The sequence below is a fragment of the Massilia sp. 01N410 genome (genome assembly GCF_056399665.1).
The window spans coordinates 298,095-315,733 of record NZ_JBFTRV010000001.1 but is presented as its reverse complement, the minus strand read 5'-3'; the positions used below and the strand labels follow the sequence as shown (position 1 = coordinate 315,733).

Here is a 17,639-nt window from a genome sequence, read left to right as displayed (position 1 = left end):
TGCATGCTGAGACAGTACGAAGCGGGTATTGGCTCCTCAGCTCGGCCCCACAGCTTGAGCAATGCACGGTCCGCGGCTCGCCTGGCGACGTTATTTCTGTTGCCCTTCCTTCCAGTGGCGAGAGTAACCAAGAACAAACTCGCATAGAAAAGCCTGCTCGCGCTGGGGCAAGCCTTCGATGGCGTCGACCATCATTTCTACCATTCCGGACGTTGTGCTCGCATCGGCGACCAAAGCTTGCAATGGGACATCCAGCACATCAGCAATGACTTGGAGCCGGTCCAGTGACGGTAGTTGAGCACCAGTTTCGATTCGTGACAACGTTACGTTTTCAACATCAATAGCCTCGGCTAGTTGACCTTGCGTCATACCAGCTCGAGTACGTGCGACCTTGATGTTGGCGCCGACCCTCACGCTAAGGGCTGCGTCAGGAGCTTTCGGCTTCCGGGGCATGCGTTTCCTTACAAAAGGCAACATCGTCAACCGCAGGGCACCTAAAACAAATGACATAAAACGATAAGTCACTTGATGTAATATGTGTTTTAGCGTAAAGTTTTTGTCTCGGACAGGTAGTAAGACCTGTAGGACTACATTGCTACGCGCACTGCAGACGTTATCAGGGCCTTTAGGTCGCACCTAAGCATTGAGCGTCTCGCGGTACCGGCCACACGTTTGAGCCGACGAAACGCGGCCCTACCTATCTGTCAGCGCGCACGTAAGCAACCGTTCGCAGAACCATCAGGAGTGTTGGAATATGAAAAAGCGTCTCGCGTATGAGCTCAACAGACAAGGTGTCGTCAGCCTAGCGGAGTGCAGTGCTTTCGCCGCACGCCATCCGGAGTCGGCCTCATCCTTTGCGACGAACAGCGGTACGAAGACTTGGTAACGGTCCTTTGCTGGTAATTATCCTATGAAATTGAGCGCGAAATTGGGCACGACGAGCACGCTGGTATTGGCCTCGATGCCGCGTCGTGAGCACCGTCGTACTAGCGCTGTACAAGTACGCTTACCCATCAAAGGCACCACTACTGGTTCGAGTGCATGTGCAGACCAACGGATTCACGCGAGCTACTTGATTAAGATAGGCGTTCATCATGTCTACTAAGGTCAGCACTTATGACACGATAGCCACGAGCCAGCACTGGAAGAGTCTTATCGAGCAGCTTAACGGTAGAGACTTACTTCCTCACCGTCTGCGTGTCGATGCCCAAATCTTTTTAGCTCGAGCGTTAGCTATGTACCGAACCGATGCCCTCTATGCGGACGAGGCTAACGCCGTACGAGAGTTGATGGTGTGCTGGATTGAGCAGCTACTCACGGCCCAGGACATTGCTCGCCTACCGACGTTCCGTAAGCATTCGAAAGTTTTGCTCCCCCAGCTAACGGACGAGCTTGAACACTGGTTACGACAAGCACTACTCTCCCGGCAGATTGGCTACCCGCTAACAAATGCCCATATGAGTGCATTGTTTCTCGAAGCCTTCAACGAAGTTCAGCATGTACAGTAAAAGGCTCTGCTGGGATGGCTTCACAATTTACCTCAGGCCCAACCGATGGTGCGTTCACGATGGCGAATGAACCGAACTACGAAGATGTCCCGGCCGACTATCCACGCCGCGCAGAACATGGGGCTGTCTCTGGATTTCAGCCAAAACTCCTCTTGAAAAGCGGACCAGGTGGTAACTTCTACAGTCCTGGCAATACTCCGCATGAACGCTGGGAAGACTGGAAGTACAGCGAGGGCATGGTCGCTGCAATGGTCGAGCGGTGTCGTCAAACTAAGGCTGGGGAGCGTGCTCATATGGCTGAGGAAGAAATAATTCTTCAGTACTACCAGCGAGCCTTCAGGCCAGATGAGCGATACGGTACGGAAGACCAACTCAAATGGACGTTTAGGAAGGTGGCTGAAATTCTTGAGTGGCCTCTCCCACCCATAATCGCCCTCCCCTGACACCGCGACTCTTCGAAGTCTACTTTACCAGTCTCGCGTCACCGTCACCGAGACAAAGATTCCCTAACCCCTATGGACCACAGCATGACTAGTATGACCTCACCCCTCAACATGGAGGGCATGTCAGATGAAGCGCAGCGTGCAACTCTGGCAGCCGCCGCCTACGCGACGCGAAAAGAACAAAAGTGCATGCATGAGATGACGTTTGGAGAATTCTATGACCTCATTGGGCTCCCTGGCCAACCAGACCGACGTCACTTGATTAGCCTCCTGTTGGAGATGCGCCGCGCTACCGGGTCTGGCGTTGATGTCGACAGCAGAGGAGAAGAAAATCACCGAAGGCCTAATGGAAGTTGGCCAGTGTTCATCTCGGTGGCGCTTTCGCATACCCATGTCTCGTTCAAGGTATGCCCATATATCAGGGAAGTGCCGGGAGCCTGATTTCGTTCCATTGTCTGCAGCGTCCCTTCAGCGCCGAGCCGCGTGTTTCGTTGGCCAACTCAGTCTTTATATAGAAGTTACTTTAGGGTTTGAAGTTGGGCGCGAGGACCTGTGTAGAAATTTCGATTTATATCCTAATTGCGTCCGTCAGTTGGCTGTGGGCACTGCGTGCGGCGTCCGAATCGCCCCACGGACTGCGCTACTGTTTAACGGGTAACGAAAGTTCGGAAAGCAGGTTGAGCAGGGCTGGGGCCTGAGCATCGCGGTGACGAACCATCAACAGCTCCAGGCGCTCTATGGTATCAGCCAACGGACGTAGAACGACCCGATTCCCTGCGATACGCTTTATTGAAGAAGGAACCAGGCAGACACCAAGGCCGGCGGCAACGAGGCCTGTGAGGGATACTAGCTCGTCTGCCCTGAGCGCCACTTGGGGCTCAAATCCAGCTAGACGACAAAGGCGCTCCGTGCAGTGAGCGAAATAGCCGGGCTCTTCGCTATCTTGAAGGACTAACCACTGCTCCCTAGCCAAGTCGGCTATGGCGACTCGTTCTTGCGCTGCGCAGGGATGTTCGAGTGGGAGGGCAACTAGCACCTCACTTACGGATAACACTTGACCCCGCAACTGGTTGTCCAACTCAATGCCGTGCGCTGGCCCAACGCCTCGAACGAAGGCTAGGTCGAGCTTCCGGTCGAGGACGGCTCTTAACTGCGTCAACACTGGCATACGCCGCACGTGCAGACGTACCTCGGGATACGTGCGTTGAAACGTGTGAAGCAGCTGTGGCAGGTCATCCTCCAGCATGGCTGAGGCCACGTAACCAATTTCCAACCGCCCAAGCTGTCCACGCGCTGCCGCATGCACTGCTGCTTGAGCCTGCTCTGCCTGACGAAGCGTGGCACGCGCTTCAGGTAGAAAAACTGCGCCGACCGCTGACAGTCGAATCCCCCGTCCAACGCGCTCAAATAAGCGGGTTCCTAGAGTCTCTTCAAGTACACGTAGCTGTTGACTTAGTGCCGGTTGGGCGATGTCGAGACGTTCGGCGGCGCGGGCAACATGTAGTTCCTCAGCAGTGGTCACAAAGTAGCGTAGGCGCTTCAAATCCATGCATATTCCTTATCAATTCTTCGGCTATCGCTTAATTGATTGGCGGAGCCCTCCCCGCAATACTGGTGCCTCCTACTCGGAGGCAAACCATGACACGCAAACGAATCATTGTCGGCATCAGCGGCGCAACGGGCATTCGCTACGGCGTCCGCGCGCTCGAAATGCTGCGCGCACTAGAAATCGAGACTCACTTGGTTGTCTCACGCGCGGGTGAGCTAACGCGGGAATACGAAACCGAGCTAGAACGAAGTGACTTACACACCCTAGCAGATGTCGTCCACCCTATAGCAGACGTCGGAGCATCGATTTCTAGCGGTTCGTTTAACACCCTTGGCATGCTAGTCGCGCCTTGCTCCGTTCGTACTCTCGCGGAAATCGCCAGCGGTGTTACGACTAGCCTACTTACCCGAGCTGCAGACGTCGCCCTGAAGGAGCGTCGCAAGCTCGTGCTTATGGTACGAGAAACACCGCTTCACCTAGGACACCTCCGCAACATGGTCGCTGCGACTGAGATGGGCGCCATTATCGCCCCTCCGGTGCCAGCTTTCTACACTCGCCCCCAAAACATCGATGACCTGGTCGACCACAGCGTCGGCCGCGCACTTGACCTGTTTGGACTCGAGCTGCCTCAGCTTGAGCGCTGGGGCGAGGACATCTCTACCGAACTTCCTATCAACCGCATCTGACTGGAGTATCAATGACCACTTTTGATAGCCTACGCGAGTTTCTCGCATACTTGGAGCAGCAAGGCCAACTGCTGACCATTCGCGACCAAGTTGCGCCCGAACCTGACCTTGGTGCGGCAGCTCGCGCAATTAGCGATATCGGCGAAGATACGCCTGCCCTCCTCTTCGACAACATCCACGGTTATGACGGTGCACGCGTTGCGCTGAACGTGCATGGCTCGTGGCCTAACCATGCCTTGATGATGGGGATGGACAAGAACACCCCTAGCAAGGAGCAGTTCTTCGAATTCGTACGACGATATCAAGCCTTCCCTGGCGAAGTTGAGCAACGCGTCGAAGCACCTTGGCAGGAATGCGTTATTGATGACCCAAGCAAAATCAACCTCTTTGAACTGCTGCCCCTGTTCCGCCTGAACCGCCACGATGCTGGCTGCTTCATCGACAAGGCCGTGATTGTGAGCCGCGAGCCGGACCGTCCTGAAGACACCAATCGCCAAAACGTGGGCATCTACAGACTGCAGGTAAAAGGACCTAATCGTCTAGGCATACAACCTGCCCCAGCGCATGACATCGCAATCCACCTGCGCCAAGCTGAAGAGCGTGGTGAAGACCTTCGCGTTGCAATCGCCATCGGCAACGACCCGGTCATCTCGTGTGTTGCAGCGATGCCTATCCTCTATGACCAGTCTGAGTACGAGATGGCAGGGGCGCTACGAGGCAAGCCCTACCCCGTCGTGCACTCGCAATACTCGGGTGTCGACATCCCTTGGGGCGCGGAGATGGTGCTCGAAGGCGTGATACGCGGACGGCAACGCGAAACCGAAGGCCCATTCGGCGAGTTCACTGGACATTATTCGGGAGGCCGCTTGATGCCTGTGCTCGAAATTACCCGGGTATCTCACCGCCGCAGCCCGATTTTCGAAAGCCTGTACATCGGCATGCCGTGGACAGAAATCGACTACATGACTGCCATTAACACGTCAGCTCCAATCTACGTGCAGCTCAAAGCACAGTTCCCAGAAATCGAGGCAGTCAACGCGGCATATACCCACGGCCTGGTAGTGATTGTCTCAACACGTAGCCGAGTCGGAGGCTTCGCTAAGAACGTGGGCTTACGCGTTCTTACGACACCACACGGAATGGGATACGCGAAGCTCGTCATCGTGGTCGATGAGACGGTTGACCCCTTCGACTTGAAGCAAGTGATGTGGGCAGTCTCGACGAAGTTCCATTCTCGCGACGACCTCATGGTCCTCCCTAATCTCTCGGTTGTGCCGCTCGACCCTGGCTCATCCCCGCCTGGCATTACTCATAAGATGGTGATTGACGCGACTACGCCAGTCGCTCCGGACATCCGCGGCCACTACTCGCAGCCATTGGACCGGCCACAAAACACCGACGCATGGCGTGTAAAGTTAATGGAGATGCTCAATGCCTAACCTCGTATATACCAAAGCTCCTAGCTGCCCCAGGTGCGCCGAAAACGCCACCGAAATAGTGGCTCAATCCCCTGTTGCAGGTGCATGGACGATGGCGTTATGCCCAACGTGCTACTACACCTGGCGTAGTACGGAGCCAGACTACGCAGTGAAGCGAGAAGCGATGTCCAAGGACTTCTACATCGACCCTACAAAAATCGAAAAAGGCAGAGTGATGCCGGAAATTCCTCCGCGTCGCACTTAAGCACTACGACGGCACATTGCTCGAGCTACCATGTGCCGCGTTCAGGCGACTCCATAACGGAGTCGGCCTAGTGACTCTCGACGCGCAGCCTTTGTCGATAAATAATGAGCTCAGACTACCCAGAGAATGTAACCCGAAGGTATAAAACAACTTTTGGTCAGCCAGCTCGATATCTTAGATATAGTCAAACAAAGACATCTTTCGGACCGTACCAGTGTCGCCGAACTGCGAGTAAGCACCCTGACCAGCGTTGCTGTACTGCTGAGCCAGTAAACTGGCTTGCCGGTTCATTGAAGTTATGAGTTCTTTTTGACGTGTAAGCTGAGTCATGTCCTCCTGAGTGCTAGCCCGTGCATTGGACACAACTCCCCCAGAACCAAGCTCTTTTCCAATTTCCGCCGCAAGCACGCCGGAGATGCCCTTAGCGCTTGTAATCAGTCCCCCTACTTCCTTGGGATTAGCGTCATTAGCAGCCTCTAGCTTCTTTGCATCAACTGTGAGCGTAGTTCCGTGCACAGTGATACCTATTGCCGCCAGCGCATTTTGGTCAATCCGCGCTAACGCCTGCCCAAGCTGTTTTTTGGTCTGATTGATTAACTTCGTTGAATACTCATCGTCTCCCTTCAACGAGTCGAGCTGCGCACTCAAGTCGTTCACTGCGTCGATGAAGGCTTTTGCGTTCGAGATTCCTGTGGGCGCGTCTTTGGCGCCCTCCACCTTTGTCATCCCGCCTTTGTCCGAAGCGGGCCAGCTTACGAGAGCCTGTAAAGCCGTGTCTCCAGTGACGCCAATGTGAAGTTCATTAGATGTACCACTTTTCCCTGTTATGTGCAGTTGGTAACCCTTTGGGGTTTGTACGACTTCAGCGTTAACCCCTTGGTCTTTCAGCGCATTCGCAATGCCTTCAAGAGTGTTGTTACTCTGGTCAATCGTTACCGTTATGCTGGAATGTGCCTTAGTGCCTGGCGTACCAATATCGACTTGTATAGTAGCTTTATCGCCAGTAATTATAGGAGCCGATTTGCTCGGAACCTCCGGCGACAGTAGTTCTTGGGACTCAGCCGGGTTTTCAAACGTGTAACCTTTTGTCTTAGCCTTCCCTGCTTCAACGGCGGCGTTTATCTCCCTTTCTGAAAGTGCGAAACCAGCTTTCAGAGTATTTGAAGACACCGCCGTCGCCTTATCTTGGAATTCCCCAAGCATTGACGTCAGCTTCCCAATGGAAGAAATTCGTGTGGCGTCGCGCTGAAGGGCACCTTCGACTGCGCTCGATGCTGAGTTTTTCGATGAGCCAGCAACGGTTTTAACCGCACTGGGCGCTTCTGCCTTCTTCGCACCGGAAACACTAGTGCTAGTAGGCGCTGTGGTCGTATGTGAGATGTTCATGGCTGAAATTATGAACGGCGGTAGCTGCGTTCAAACCCATGAATAAATGAGCAATCACGTGACAACAAAAAAATTTGGCACGTTCAAATATCGTCGTCGATACCGTATAAATCGGCGTACTACGCAGGGTCTACCCATCGAGGCTCTGTACAGGACGTCCTTTACTCAGCCGAACCATTAGTACATGGTCAGTACGCACTCCAGGTAGCGTGCCAACTTAACGCTGACAAGGTGCAGACTATTGCGGATGTGTCGGGTGACTGGCAGCGAACTATGCACCCGGCCTTCGAGTGGTCCTGGTCTCTCCTCTAGCACACTGGTGTGGTCGACGCGAAGCAACGCCGCTACTTGCCCAGCAAACTGGTCGCCAAAGTTGCGCTCTTGAGCACCCGGCAAGCAGTCCGTCAGCACCGCTCACCTAGACCTATACACTTTGCCCTGCCCAGGAGTCGATGCACGTTCGCAACGACAAAATTTTTAAGATGCATTTTGAATACTTGTTTGATAGAATGATGCTGTTGAACATCAAGAGAGCCTCATGCGTATCACTCGCTTTTCCGACATCGGTATACGTGCCCTCATCTACCTTGCTCACGCCAATGAACACAGGGCTTTAGTGACCGCTGCTGAAATCTCGAGACAATTCGACATCCCGCTCAACCATATGGTGAAAGTTGTTGCTCAGTTAGCGCGTTGTGGGTGGATTCAGGGAGTTCGAGGTCGTAACGGTGGACTGCTACTGCTAGCTGACCCAACAAATCTTCGGTTGGGCAGCGTTTTACAGCAGCTTGAAGGTGACAACGAATTGCTTAATTGCGAGGCACAACATTGCCAGCTGAGCAAGGATTGTTTCTTGCGGTGGGCAATGGCCGCTGGGTTGCGCGCATTTTACGAAGCAATGAATCGTTACGTGTTAGCAGACTTAAGCGGTGGCGTTGTCAGTGAACAGATTATTGTTATGCATCGGAAGTACGTGAGTCTACGGTGAGCATTGATTGAACAGCGATATGAATTCGCCAGGCATAAGTGTTTTTTGGATTTTATGATGCATCTTTTTACACATGCGGAAGAAGAGGCATCTGCAATCGCTCGCCCCAGCTGGCAATACATATTAAAGCAATTCGTCAGCGCAGATATTTATATCATTAAGTAGGAGTATTAAAATGTTAGATTGGTTTCCTTGGGCTTTTGGTTCAATCAAGGCTCTCATATTGGGTGCAGGTATGTTCTTTGCTATTAAATGGCATTACGATAAAGAGCTTAAGAAAGGCAAGAAAAAGGGCGAGATGTTCACCATGGCCGGCAAGTTGGGGGCAATTTTTTTGTTATCCCTCGCAGGATTGCTACTTGCCACCTTTGCACTTATGAATAAGCTCGGTATGTAATCATATGCTGGTGTGAATGCGGCAAGAACCAGCGTGGAGGTCCCGCAGCGTGAGCATTAACAGCGATGGATGGCCAGCATGAGCGGCAGGGGTCGGTGTCGAGAAAGCGACTAACGAGCACGTGCTTTATTCATCTCGCGGCTTCGCCGAGCTCAACATTGCAGTCGTGCCTAGTTTGTGGCGCGTACTGCACTTGCAGTACTCGTAAATGGAGATTAGCAAGAGCCGCGAACGCAGTGTTGCGCGTAAAATTCTAGGTTGGATTTCGGCTGACTAGGCAGGAAACCGAAGCATGTCTGTACAAGACGGTTAGAGCTTATATCGAACTGGTTTGCTCTGAAAGGAAGCCGCGGTATCAATCGGCTAGACCGAATACCCTGAATTTGGCACCTTCAAAGAACTTTCTGGCCCTGCTAATGATGTGTCAACGTATACCGAGCCAAGTTCGACGGCGGTCGTAGGAAGAAGCACTCCGCCTCCAAGGTAGGTGCGGACACGTCGCACAAACGCTTGAAAGTCCTACGTATAAAGCTGCTTAGTGACAGACGACCTGTAGTTTTGTCGCCGTACGCATATTTGCCAACGAAAGCGTTGCCATCGCCAAACACAATTTCAAACTCCAAGGATTTTTCACCCGGGGTTTGGGCCCACTTGGCTAGCAAAAGGTCCGCTGCATGCCACTCGTACACCACGGCACTGCAACCTTTGCGCGTAAGCTTTATTCGAACAATCTCAATTTGTTCATCGTCAGGGAGCAACCCCGAGGGTTGCATAATTACTTGACCCATAGTCCGGCTCCGTTTTCGCATTGGAAGCATGTTCGGCCACTGTACGCAAAAATTGGGTAATGTGTTCGAGTTCTGCTTCAACCTCAGTATTGTTTATCATAGAGTCAATACGCATTACTGCATCACTCATGCCAGGCAACACAGTGTGTCCTTTTTCTGTTAGATAAAGACAAACACATCGACGGTCTTTGCCATCAGAACGGCGCTCAACCATACCTATTCGCTCTAGGCGGTTAACTAAGCGCGACAGCGTACCGTTGTCCAACTTCGTGTGTCGTGCCAACACGGTAGATGTAACCCCTGCCATCCCTTGCAAAATCGACATTAATCGATATTGAGTCCATGTGACATCGTATGGTGTCAGAGCTTTTTCCTTTGCAGCCATCACCATCTGGCCGGCCAGCATAAGCATATCAGTCAATTCACCAGTTTTTTTCATTATCCAATTTCTAGTTTAGAGAAAATTAACTTCTCACTGTGGCTGCATTTATCGCTTATACATACGCACGGATAAATGGGATTATCTTTAGCCAACTACGGCTCAGTCCCACTGACGTAATATTTCCACTCACCGGCATCAAAGCCATCCTCATATCGTCCTTCCGCGGCGAGCTGCCCGTTCTCGTGGTAATAACGCCAAAGCCCATTCTCTAGCCCGTTAAGGTATTGCCCTTCAGATGCCAGCTGCCCATTACGATGGTAGGCATAAAAGCGTCCGTGGAGCACCCACACTGCACCGTCATTCGCAAGATAGCGTTCATAAGTATGTTTATGGCTGCCGTCTTCGTAGAAGGTCTCAGCAAGACTTAGCTGCAAAGCACTGCTCCAGAATAAATTTGGCCATGCTGTTTCAGCCCATATAAAGGGGCATCTCAGCCAGCCGCTGCAAGAAATACGCGGTGAGCGTTGAACAAGTAAAATTACATCCGCTCTCGTTTATATTCCTAACGACTAAAGGCGCTTTCTACTTAATTGACGTCCCTTAGTAGCTCACTCCTATTTGGTTCTCGCATTTGCTTCAATTGCCGGATAAAACTCATGGTCCTCTCGCTGCATTCGGTCAAAAAGCACGCGCAAAACTTGATTTGCCTCAGCGCGGAAACGTTCAGGTTCGGCGGCCACTCGAGCAGCCAGGTTCCAGTGAGTAGCAAAGGTAAAGAACTCTTCCGAGATGCCCTTCATCTCGTACTGATACCGTTCGCCCAGACGGGACAACGTTGCGTCTGAGCTACTGGCAACTTCTGGGTAGAGAACTGAATCTTCCACCACGAGATGAAGCTTAATAACACTGCTAATCTTGACAATCATCGAAGCGATTTTTTCGGCGTTTTCTTCAATACCGCCCCGAGCTGCTTCACGCAGACTCGCGATACCGTCCAAAATTGCTACGTGTTGACGCTTAAACTTATCGATATTCATGTTTATCCAATCCAGTAGATGTTGCGCAGCGCACTACGTATGCGCAACGCAATGATTAATTATGCAATTAGGTTTACCCTTAAATTTCGCATTAACTCAGGCCGATATCACAGTGGCGACATATGAACACCGCACATCCCTAACATAATTACTAACGCCACAGCAGCGCTAAAGACGATTCCGAGTACGGCCATGACATTTACACGTTCTGGACGGGCGCCATGAGCAATAGCGATGAGTCTGGCTGCAAGTGTCAGGTGGCTTAGCACTAGAAATACGCCGAGGTAATAATGTGGTACTAAGCGGATATTCCAAGCATCGTGTAGCAACCCGGTCGGTGCACCGGTAGCGAAATCCCAATCTGTTTTGATGCCGGCATATTTTCGAGCATATATGAACACTGAATTCATATGGCCTAATACAAAAAACACTAGGTACGCACCAGAGGCAATTTGAAAACTTCTGAAGAAGTCAGCAGGCCGCGTGCTGAGCTTTTGAACAAGTGCTATGCCAGAGATTGTTTGAAATAAGAAGAGCAGGACAATTACAGGCTCAACGATGTGACTTCTGTAGATAGTTCGGAACAAATCCATGAGCTGTCGATGCTGCTCCTCGCTGATGATGCCTGCGAGATGATTCGTCAGATGCATACCCAGGAATAGCACGATGATGAGCAAGGCACTGACACCGTGGGCAACGCGCAAAAACGGCGAGTAGGAAGGTGTTTGTGCGACTCGAGTCAACAAAACTGGCCGGGACGACCGCATGTGGGCTAACCATCCGGCGGCTGCAGCCAAGAGCCAGAATATCAGCCACACAGTCGTATCCGACAGGGAGCTACCGAGCATATAGGTGACAACACCATCAGCGACAAAGATTGCTGGACTGGCGACAGTTAGCCACGAAATTTGTTTTAGGAACACGTCTGCGCTCGTTGGGGCAGACTTTTTACCTAAATCCCACGCAACCAAGAAACCATGAACCGGCACGACCAGCGACAGCAAAAACGATGTCACTGCTACTGTCACGCTAAAGCTCAATGCAGCGTGATAAGCTTTCAACAAAAACGGATAAAAGATGGCTGCAATTGCTGGAGTTGCATAAACCCAGTGACTTTGTTCTTTTTGTAAAACCCGGAAGTTCCTCATTTTTCAGTCTCGCGAAGATGCTACATTCATTTGAGTAACATGTTATCTGGCGACTGTCGGCTGGGAGGTACCAATCAGGAGTAAATGAAGGTGGCCATTGCTTGAAGGCCTCCACTAATTAAACAAAAAACAATGGTATGTAACTTTAAGTAGGCCTTTATCTATCCTTATCGAGTCAGGGCACTCGAGTGGGGTGGACAACTACCAGACCGGGAATTTGATGGTAGTGAAAATTTTGTCGACATCCAGGCATGCCGTAGTGCTAATATTTAATGCACTGATGGCGTACGTACACAACGACTTATTTCCCAACGGCAACTCGCACCTCGGGCGTCCTCAACGCCTGCTGGTCATAAGACGGAAGGCGCGATTCATGATTTCGTGTCCAGTTGAGTCTGCTTTACTGCTAAGGCAAGCAGGAACTACGCTAGCGTGCCTTGCGCTGTGTTTGCATAGTGCTACAGCTTCCGCCCAGTCCACGCAAGGACGTGCCGATGCCATTCCGGCATTCAAAAAGCTTGACTCTATCGAAGCGCGAGTACAAGGCTGCGTTACCTGCCATGGTCAGCAGGGTCAAGGAACTGGAGACGGGTACTTCCCGCGGATAGCGGGAAAGCCAGCCGGCTATCTCTACAATCAGCTTGTCGCCTTTCGAGATGGAACCAGAAGCTACCCGCCCATGAATTATTTGGTGGCGTATCTCCCTGACGCTTACCTCAAGGAGATAGCTGCTCACTTCTCTGAACAGCGCCCAGCCTTCAATCCACAGGCTCCTACTACGACAGACCCGTCTCTAACTGAACGCGGCCAAGTTTTAGCGAACAATGGCGACGCATCGAAAGGCGTACCTGCTTGTATCGCATGTCATGGCAAGAACCTGACTGGCATGCAGCCTGGCATCCCTGGATTGGCCGGCTTACGACCGGCATATGTGGTCGGACAACTTACACGGTGGAGGGTCGGTGAACGGCGCGCTGCTGAGCCTGATTGCATGAAGCGAATTGCTTCGCGGTTGTCGGACTCAGATATCACGTCGGTCGCTACCTGGCTGGCTCAACAGACTCCACCAGCCAATGCTTCGCCTGAACCTTCGAATGTAGTCCGAATGCCTCTTGCATGCGGTAGCCAACGGTAATCGTTATGCGTACAAGTGCCCGAATCGCTCTTGCGTTAATCGTCCTAGGTCTACTAGCGGTAGCCGGCCTCTACTTTTTTCACCCAGGCTTTCTGCCTCGCTCAAAGACAGCTGCGCAGGTGGCATCAAATGACATCATCAGTCGAGGCGAGTACCTTGCTCGTGCGGGGGATTGCGTCGCATGCCATACGGTCCCAAATGGCCCGGTTTTCGCAGGCGGACGCGCGATGGCCACACCGTTCGGAAACCTATATGTGCCGAACATCACTCCTGACGACGACACCGGCATTGGCAAATGGAATGCGGATGACTTTTACCGCATGATGCATACCGGCATCTCGCGTGACGGTACGCTGTTGTATCCGGCAATGCCTTTTGCTTCGTACACGCAGGTCACGCGCGCCGACTCTGACGCTATCTTCGCCTACCTGATGTCGAATGCCCCGGTTAAGCAAAAGAATCGAGAGCACGAACTGCGCTTCCCCTATAACAATCGAGAGCTCCTCTTAGGCTGGAGGACGCTTTACTTCAAGGCTGGCGAGTACAAACCCGACAACAGCCAGTCAGCTGAGTGGAATCGTGGTGCGTATCTTGTTAAAGGATTGGGCCACTGCGCCATGTGCCATACCGCGGTGAACGCTTTGGGTGGCTCGAGCGAGTCAAAAGCTTTCGAGGGCGGGATGATTCCAAACCAGAACTGGTATGCCCCTTCCCTGACGTCCAACAGGGAAGCTGGTTTGGGAGATTGGAAGCTCCAAGATATTTCTGACCTGCTGCAGGTTGGGGTCTCACATCGTGGCACGGTGTATGGGCCTATGGCTGAGGTTGTCTACAACAGTCTGCAATACCTTACTGACGACGATGCTAAGGCGATGGCAGTGTATTTGAAAGCCCTGCCACAGAAAGATAGCGCCCAGCCACCTACTAGCAAGGCGCGACTTGTCAGTCCCGAAGTGATGGAGGCCGGCCGGAAAACATACGTGGCGCAATGCGCAGTGTGTCACGGCGCAGAAGGACAAGGCCAAGCTCCCTCCTACCCGCCACTGGCGGGCAACCAGTCGATAATCATGGAATCGCCTGTCAACTCGATACGCATGGTGCTCAACGGCGGTTATCCCCCAGGCACTCGCAAGAACCCGCGGCCACATGGGATGCCGCCCTTTTCACACATCCTGAATGACCAAGAAGTTGCGGCTGCTGTGACTTACATTCGTGTGGCATGGGGTAACAGCGGCACGCCAGTCAACGCTACCCAGGTGAACGATTTGCGCAAGCTCTTACCGGAATAAGCTATGCAAACTTCAGACGACGATGAAGCACCGGAACTCGAAAAAAGAATCGATGAGATTGTCGCAAGTGGACCTACTGGTGCCTTTGCAGTAGCTGGAGTCGCGACATTCATTGTCGTCGCAATATTTTACTTGTTCTATGCCTTCGTCTATCTGCCAAGGGGTGCAGTGCAATGACGTCACCGCATCCGCCAGGGCAGTCCGTGGACAGCCACCATCAGTCTGAAATCGTCGCAATCGCGGCAGAGCGCCGCTGGGCAGTCCTCGTCGGACTCATCATTTTTTCGCTACTTGCGATGATGGTTTTCACTGCTCTGCATTGGGCGGCAATGCCGCCATCGCGCGTGGAAAGCATCGACGTCAGAAGTGTTCATCTCAAGGGAGAGTTTGTCGAAAGTAACCTAGGCACAGCGGTGGAAAACAATGGGCGTGTAGTGGTCAGGTTAATCGCGCAACAGTACTCGTTCTCCCCTCAGTGCCTAGTTGTCCCTGCAGGAACTCCTGTCACGTTTCGTGGAACGAGTACCGACGCGATACATGGATTCGTCGTTGGGCGAACCAACGCCAACACGATGCTCATTCCAGGCTTCGTCTCAACGTTCACTACTACTTTCCCAAAGGTGGGTGAGCAGCTGATGCCCTGTCACGAATATTGCGGCATTGGACACGAAGCCATGTGGGCTCGGGTTCAAGTCATTCCCCAAGAAGAGTTTGCAGCTAAGGAAAAAATGTCCGGGAGGCTGAACTGTGTTCCACGCTAGAAAACTCGTTCTCGCCCACTTCTGGGTCGCTTTTGTTGCATTTTTTGCTGCAATCCTGCTGGGCGAGTGGCAGATGTACATTCGCAGCCCACTACATGCCTGGGTGAATAACCCCGAGCACTACTACCGGTCCGTAACTGCACACGGGACCGTCATGGGCTATGTGCTCCCTACCCTGGTTGCCATGGGATTTGGTTACGCAATCACAGAGATAACTCTTAAACGACCGCTGTTTGGTCTGAAGTGGGCGTGGGTAGGATTTTGGCTCGTCATTGTAGGAACAGTTGTCGCCGCGACGACAACCGCAACTGGCAAATCATCCGTGCTGTACACGTTCTATCCACCGATGATTGCTAGCCCGTTCTACTACCTCGGCATTGTCCTAGTCGTTGTTGGGTCATGGATTTGGGTGGCACTGATGTCGCTTAACCTTCGCGCTTGGAAGAAAGCTAATCCTGGAAACACAGTACCGCTTGCGATGTATGGCAACGTCGCTGGAGCATACCTGTGGGCCTGGACTTCTGTAGGCGCTGCAAGCGAAATTATCGTACTCATTCTGCCAGCGTCGTTTGGGCTGACCGACACCATTAACGCAGGCCTTGCACGAGTGCTGTTCTCTTGGACGCTACACGCAATCGTCTACTTCTGGCTCATGCCCGCATACATCGTCTTCTATACGATGTTCCCACGCGCTATCGGTGGGCGGCTCTACAGCGACACAATGGGTCGTGTCGCCTTCGCGCTATTTCTGGTTTTCTCCATGCCCATCGGCATTCACCACCTCTTTGCGGACCCTCAAGTTGGCTCAGGCTTCAAGTTCGTACATGCTGCGATGACCGCAATGGTCTCGGTACCGACGCTGCTGACGGTCTTCACAATTGTCGCCTCCGCAGAGGTCGTTGGCCGTCTCCGCGGCGGCCGCGGCCCATTCGGTTGGGTGAAGTCCCTACCCTGGTCTAACCCGATGATGCTTGCAGTGACTTACGCGTTTGTGATGCTCGGTTTTGGTGGAGCTGGCGGCATCATAAACATGAGCTACCAGCTTAACGAAACAGTCCACAACACGCAGTGGGTCACTGGGCACTTCCATCTGATTTTCGCCGGCGCCATCGTCATCATGTACTTCATGGCAGCTTACGAACTCTGGCCACAGCTTCGTAACTGCGCCCCGCTGTCCGCAAACCTCATCCGAACTCAGCTTACACTTTGGTTCGTTGGCATGATGGTTCTAACGATGCCTTGGCACCTCGTGGGCCTTCTTGGCGCGCCGCGACGAATGGCCTATTACGACTACACGAATCCGGCGCTTCACTCACAAGCTATCACGGTGACAATCTCTACTATTGGCGGCTTCTTGCTTGTGATATCGGCAGCGTTGTTCCTATACGTTTTGGCTTCCGCAAAGAAGCAATCGGAGCCTGCAGCACCCTACTTCTTCAGTAAAGCCGTCCATCCAGGAGCCAGAGTGCCTGCTGCGCTGAATAGCTTAGGCTTGTGGACAGCAATGATGATTGCACTGACGGTGGTCAACTACGGCTACCCGATTGCCCAGCTGGCAGCCACACCAAACGCTTACGTGCCGGTCATACCGATAGGAGCGCGATGATGCCCAGACCAAGTCCTGATGAGGAAAGCGGTCGTTTCGCAAGGCTTAGCATCGTAGCGCTGGTAGCGCTGACGGTTGTCTCCTTGCTGGTAGCTTTCCTTTGGCTTCCCTCCGTCCATGCAGATTTTCGCGCCGCCGGGGTCTGGGACAGTATATGTCGAGCTGCCGGTGTTCCAAGCACTTGGGGCAACCGTAATGATGGAGATTCTCGTCCAGTAGTCGCTACGAACGTAGTGCTTCTTCCGGCCATGGCTAAGCGCGCATCGTCTGACTCCATAGGGCGCGGTGCTACGCTGGCGCTGAATTGCACGATGTGTCATGGGGCACAAGGTATGAGTAGGTCTGATGCGCCGAACCTTGCAGGTCAATATCCTGAGGTTATCGTCAAGCAGCTGACAGACTACAAGAACGGCAAACGCGCTAGCTCAATCATGATGGCGTTGTCTCAGAACCTTTCAGACCAAAACATGAGAGACCTTGCCGCTTACTACACCAGCCTACCAAAGGCGCGGACTGCACCAACCACGTACGACGAGACACTACCTGCACTAGTGAGAGTTGGTGACCCCATGAGGAACATCGCTCCATGCATCTCGTGTCATGGCGGTGTAGACCAAAAAATTGGTGCGCCATGGCTTGAAGGTATGCCCAAGCAATATCTGACTCAGCAGCTCACTCTTTTCAAGCACGGCGAACGTAGAAACGATGGCGAACTTCAAATGCGTAACGTTGCTCGCCTGATGACAGCAGAAGAAATTGAGTCCGTTGCGACCTTCTATGCTCGCAAGGGCTTACCCCGCCGAGAGTAACCGCTCAACTACCTAACAAGCTCAACTGTAGACCACCAATCCTG

19 protein-coding genes are annotated in these 17,639 nt (G+C 52.7%); 12 read left to right on the top strand and 7 right to left on the bottom strand.

Annotated elements, in window-relative coordinates; translation table 11 throughout:
* Nucleotides 1-90 precede the first annotated feature (90 nt).
* A complete protein-coding gene (locus AC1DOP_RS01450; RefSeq protein ID WP_477249353.1) occupies nt 91-453 on the bottom strand; it encodes a helix-turn-helix domain-containing protein in 363 nt (120 codons plus the stop codon).
* Nucleotides 454-1,094: 641 nt separating this feature from the next.
* Between AC1DOP_RS01450 and AC1DOP_RS01445 the strand changes: the two genes are divergently transcribed.
* On the top strand, nt 1,095-1,508 hold the full coding sequence (locus AC1DOP_RS01445; RefSeq protein WP_477249351.1) for a hypothetical protein: 414 nt from the start codon (nt 1,095-1,097) through the stop codon (nt 1,506-1,508).
* A 1,083-nt stretch (nt 1,509-2,591) separates the two neighbouring features.
* On the opposite strand, the gene AC1DOP_RS01440 is transcribed toward AC1DOP_RS01445, so the two are convergent.
* Entirely contained in the window at nt 2,592-3,500 is a 909-nt protein-coding gene (locus tag AC1DOP_RS01440; protein WP_477249349.1) for a LysR substrate-binding domain-containing protein, read from the bottom strand.
* 89 nt (nt 3,501-3,589) lie between these two features.
* On the opposite strand from AC1DOP_RS01440, the gene AC1DOP_RS01435 reads away from it, so the two are divergent.
* Genes AC1DOP_RS01435 through AC1DOP_RS01425 form a run of 3 tightly spaced genes read left to right on the top strand, consistent with a single transcriptional unit; the run spans nt 3,590 to nt 5,869 of the window.
* Nucleotides 3,590-4,186, top strand: coding sequence for a UbiX family flavin prenyltransferase (locus AC1DOP_RS01435; RefSeq protein WP_477249347.1), 597 nt, complete (start codon nt 3,590-3,592; stop codon nt 4,184-4,186).
* Nucleotides 4,187-4,197: 11 nt separating this feature from the next.
* Entirely contained in the window at nt 4,198-5,625 is a 1,428-nt protein-coding gene (locus AC1DOP_RS01430; protein WP_477249345.1) for a non-oxidative hydroxyarylic acid decarboxylases subunit C, read from the top strand.
* A complete protein-coding gene (locus AC1DOP_RS01425) occupies nt 5,618-5,869 on the top strand; it encodes a non-oxidative hydroxyarylic acid decarboxylases subunit D (protein WP_477249343.1) in 252 nt (83 codons plus the stop codon). The genes AC1DOP_RS01430 and AC1DOP_RS01425 overlap by 8 nt, the downstream gene beginning before the upstream one ends.
* Before the next feature lie 174 nt (nt 5,870-6,043).
* On the opposite strand, the gene AC1DOP_RS01420 is transcribed toward AC1DOP_RS01425, so the two are convergent.
* Nucleotides 6,044-7,255: a hypothetical protein gene (locus tag AC1DOP_RS01420; RefSeq protein WP_477249341.1), complete on the bottom strand. Its 1,212-nt coding sequence runs from the start codon at nt 7,253-7,255 to the stop codon at nt 6,044-6,046.
* A gap of 538 nt (nt 7,256-7,793) precedes the next feature.
* Between AC1DOP_RS01420 and AC1DOP_RS01415 the strand changes: the two genes are divergently transcribed.
* Nucleotides 7,794-8,243, top strand: a complete 450-nt coding sequence (locus tag AC1DOP_RS01415) for an RrF2 family transcriptional regulator (protein ID WP_477249339.1) — start codon at nt 7,794-7,796, stop codon at nt 8,241-8,243.
* 175 nt (nt 8,244-8,418) lie between these two features.
* Nucleotides 8,419-8,640 carry a hypothetical protein gene (locus tag AC1DOP_RS01410; RefSeq protein WP_477249337.1) on the top strand — a complete coding sequence of 74 codons (222 nt, stop codon included), beginning with the start codon at nt 8,419-8,421 and terminating at the stop codon, nt 8,638-8,640.
* A gap of 747 nt (nt 8,641-9,387) precedes the next feature.
* On the opposite strand, the gene AC1DOP_RS01405 is transcribed toward AC1DOP_RS01410, so the two are convergent.
* The 4 genes from AC1DOP_RS01405 to AC1DOP_RS01390 all read right to left on the bottom strand — a co-directional run bounded on the left by AC1DOP_RS01405 (nt 9,388) and on the right by AC1DOP_RS01390 (nt 11,995).
* Complete coding sequence (locus AC1DOP_RS01405) at nt 9,388-9,867, bottom strand: MarR family winged helix-turn-helix transcriptional regulator (RefSeq protein ID WP_477249335.1); 480 nt, start codon at nt 9,865-9,867, stop codon at nt 9,388-9,390.
* A 95-nt stretch (nt 9,868-9,962) separates the two neighbouring features.
* On the bottom strand, nt 9,963-10,154 hold the full coding sequence (locus AC1DOP_RS01400; RefSeq protein WP_477249635.1) for a toxin-antitoxin system YwqK family antitoxin: 192 nt from the start codon (nt 10,152-10,154) through the stop codon (nt 9,963-9,965).
* Between the two features lie 270 nt (nt 10,155-10,424).
* Entirely contained in the window at nt 10,425-10,847 is a 423-nt protein-coding gene (locus AC1DOP_RS01395; protein WP_477249333.1) for a hemerythrin domain-containing protein, read from the bottom strand.
* A 107-nt stretch (nt 10,848-10,954) separates the two neighbouring features.
* Nucleotides 10,955-11,995, bottom strand: a complete 1,041-nt coding sequence (locus AC1DOP_RS01390) for a hypothetical protein (RefSeq protein ID WP_477249331.1) — start codon at nt 11,993-11,995, stop codon at nt 10,955-10,957.
* A 448-nt stretch (nt 11,996-12,443) separates the two neighbouring features.
* Here AC1DOP_RS01390 and AC1DOP_RS01385 point away from each other — a divergent pair, with 448 nt between their 5' ends.
* The 6 genes from AC1DOP_RS01385 to AC1DOP_RS01360 are packed head-to-tail and all read left to right on the top strand — an operon-like array spanning nt 12,444 to nt 17,595.
* The gene (locus AC1DOP_RS01385) at nt 12,444-13,130 is read left to right on the top strand and encodes a c-type cytochrome (RefSeq protein ID WP_477249633.1); all 687 of its coding nucleotides are present in this window, start codon (nt 12,444-12,446) and stop codon (nt 13,128-13,130) included.
* Between the two features lie 5 nt (nt 13,131-13,135).
* Nucleotides 13,136-14,419 carry a c-type cytochrome gene (locus tag AC1DOP_RS01380; RefSeq protein WP_477249329.1) on the top strand — a complete coding sequence of 428 codons (1,284 nt, stop codon included), beginning with the start codon at nt 13,136-13,138 and terminating at the stop codon, nt 14,417-14,419.
* Nucleotides 14,420-14,422: 3 nt separating this feature from the next.
* On the top strand, nt 14,423-14,596 hold the full coding sequence (locus AC1DOP_RS01375) for a hypothetical protein (protein ID WP_477249327.1): 174 nt from the start codon (nt 14,423-14,425) through the stop codon (nt 14,594-14,596).
* Nucleotides 14,593-15,180, top strand: a complete 588-nt coding sequence (locus AC1DOP_RS01370) for a cupredoxin domain-containing protein (RefSeq protein ID WP_477249325.1) — start codon at nt 14,593-14,595, stop codon at nt 15,178-15,180. Before AC1DOP_RS01375 ends, AC1DOP_RS01370 begins: the two co-directional genes overlap by 4 nt.
* A complete protein-coding gene (locus tag AC1DOP_RS01365) occupies nt 15,167-16,786 on the top strand; it encodes a cbb3-type cytochrome c oxidase subunit I (protein WP_477249323.1) in 1,620 nt (539 codons plus the stop codon). The genes AC1DOP_RS01370 and AC1DOP_RS01365 overlap by 14 nt, the downstream gene beginning before the upstream one ends.
* Complete coding sequence (locus AC1DOP_RS01360) at nt 16,783-17,595, top strand: c-type cytochrome (protein WP_477249321.1); 813 nt, start codon at nt 16,783-16,785, stop codon at nt 17,593-17,595. The genes AC1DOP_RS01365 and AC1DOP_RS01360 overlap by 4 nt, the downstream gene beginning before the upstream one ends.
* The last annotated feature ends 44 nt before the right edge of the window (nt 17,596-17,639 follow it).

What these genes read in the sequence shown, in the direction of transcription:
- AC1DOP_RS01410 (WP_477249337.1), top strand. Translation starts at nt 8,419, where the DNA reads ATGTTAGATTGGTTTCCTTGGGCTTTTGGTTCAATCAAGGCTCTCATA.
- AC1DOP_RS01395 (WP_477249333.1), bottom strand. Translation starts at nt 10,847, where the DNA reads ATGAATATCGATAAGTTTAAGCGTCAACACGTAGCAATTTTGGACGGT.
- AC1DOP_RS01405 (WP_477249335.1), bottom strand. Translation starts at nt 9,867, where the DNA reads ATGAAAAAAACTGGTGAATTGACTGATATGCTTATGCTGGCCGGCCAG.
- AC1DOP_RS01380 (WP_477249329.1), top strand. Translation starts at nt 13,136, where the DNA reads ATGCGTACAAGTGCCCGAATCGCTCTTGCGTTAATCGTCCTAGGTCTA.
- AC1DOP_RS01445 (WP_477249351.1), top strand. Translation starts at nt 1,095, where the DNA reads ATGTCTACTAAGGTCAGCACTTATGACACGATAGCCACGAGCCAGCAC.
- AC1DOP_RS01450 (WP_477249353.1), bottom strand. Translation starts at nt 453, where the DNA reads ATGCCCCGGAAGCCGAAAGCTCCTGACGCAGCCCTTAGCGTGAGGGTC.
- AC1DOP_RS01370 (WP_477249325.1), top strand. Translation starts at nt 14,593, where the DNA reads ATGACGTCACCGCATCCGCCAGGGCAGTCCGTGGACAGCCACCATCAG.
- AC1DOP_RS01440 (WP_477249349.1), bottom strand. Translation starts at nt 3,500, where the DNA reads ATGGATTTGAAGCGCCTACGCTACTTTGTGACCACTGCTGAGGAACTA.
- AC1DOP_RS01360 (WP_477249321.1), top strand. Translation starts at nt 16,783, where the DNA reads ATGATGCCCAGACCAAGTCCTGATGAGGAAAGCGGTCGTTTCGCAAGG.
- AC1DOP_RS01425 (WP_477249343.1), top strand. Translation starts at nt 5,618, where the DNA reads ATGCCTAACCTCGTATATACCAAAGCTCCTAGCTGCCCCAGGTGCGCC.
- AC1DOP_RS01390 (WP_477249331.1), bottom strand. Translation starts at nt 11,995, where the DNA reads ATGAGGAACTTCCGGGTTTTACAAAAAGAACAAAGTCACTGGGTTTAT.
- AC1DOP_RS01430 (WP_477249345.1), top strand. Translation starts at nt 4,198, where the DNA reads ATGACCACTTTTGATAGCCTACGCGAGTTTCTCGCATACTTGGAGCAG.
- AC1DOP_RS01435 (WP_477249347.1), top strand. Translation starts at nt 3,590, where the DNA reads ATGACACGCAAACGAATCATTGTCGGCATCAGCGGCGCAACGGGCATT.
- AC1DOP_RS01420 (WP_477249341.1), bottom strand. Translation starts at nt 7,255, where the DNA reads ATGAACATCTCACATACGACCACAGCGCCTACTAGCACTAGTGTTTCC.
- AC1DOP_RS01375 (WP_477249327.1), top strand. Translation starts at nt 14,423, where the DNA reads ATGCAAACTTCAGACGACGATGAAGCACCGGAACTCGAAAAAAGAATC.
- AC1DOP_RS01415 (WP_477249339.1), top strand. Translation starts at nt 7,794, where the DNA reads ATGCGTATCACTCGCTTTTCCGACATCGGTATACGTGCCCTCATCTAC.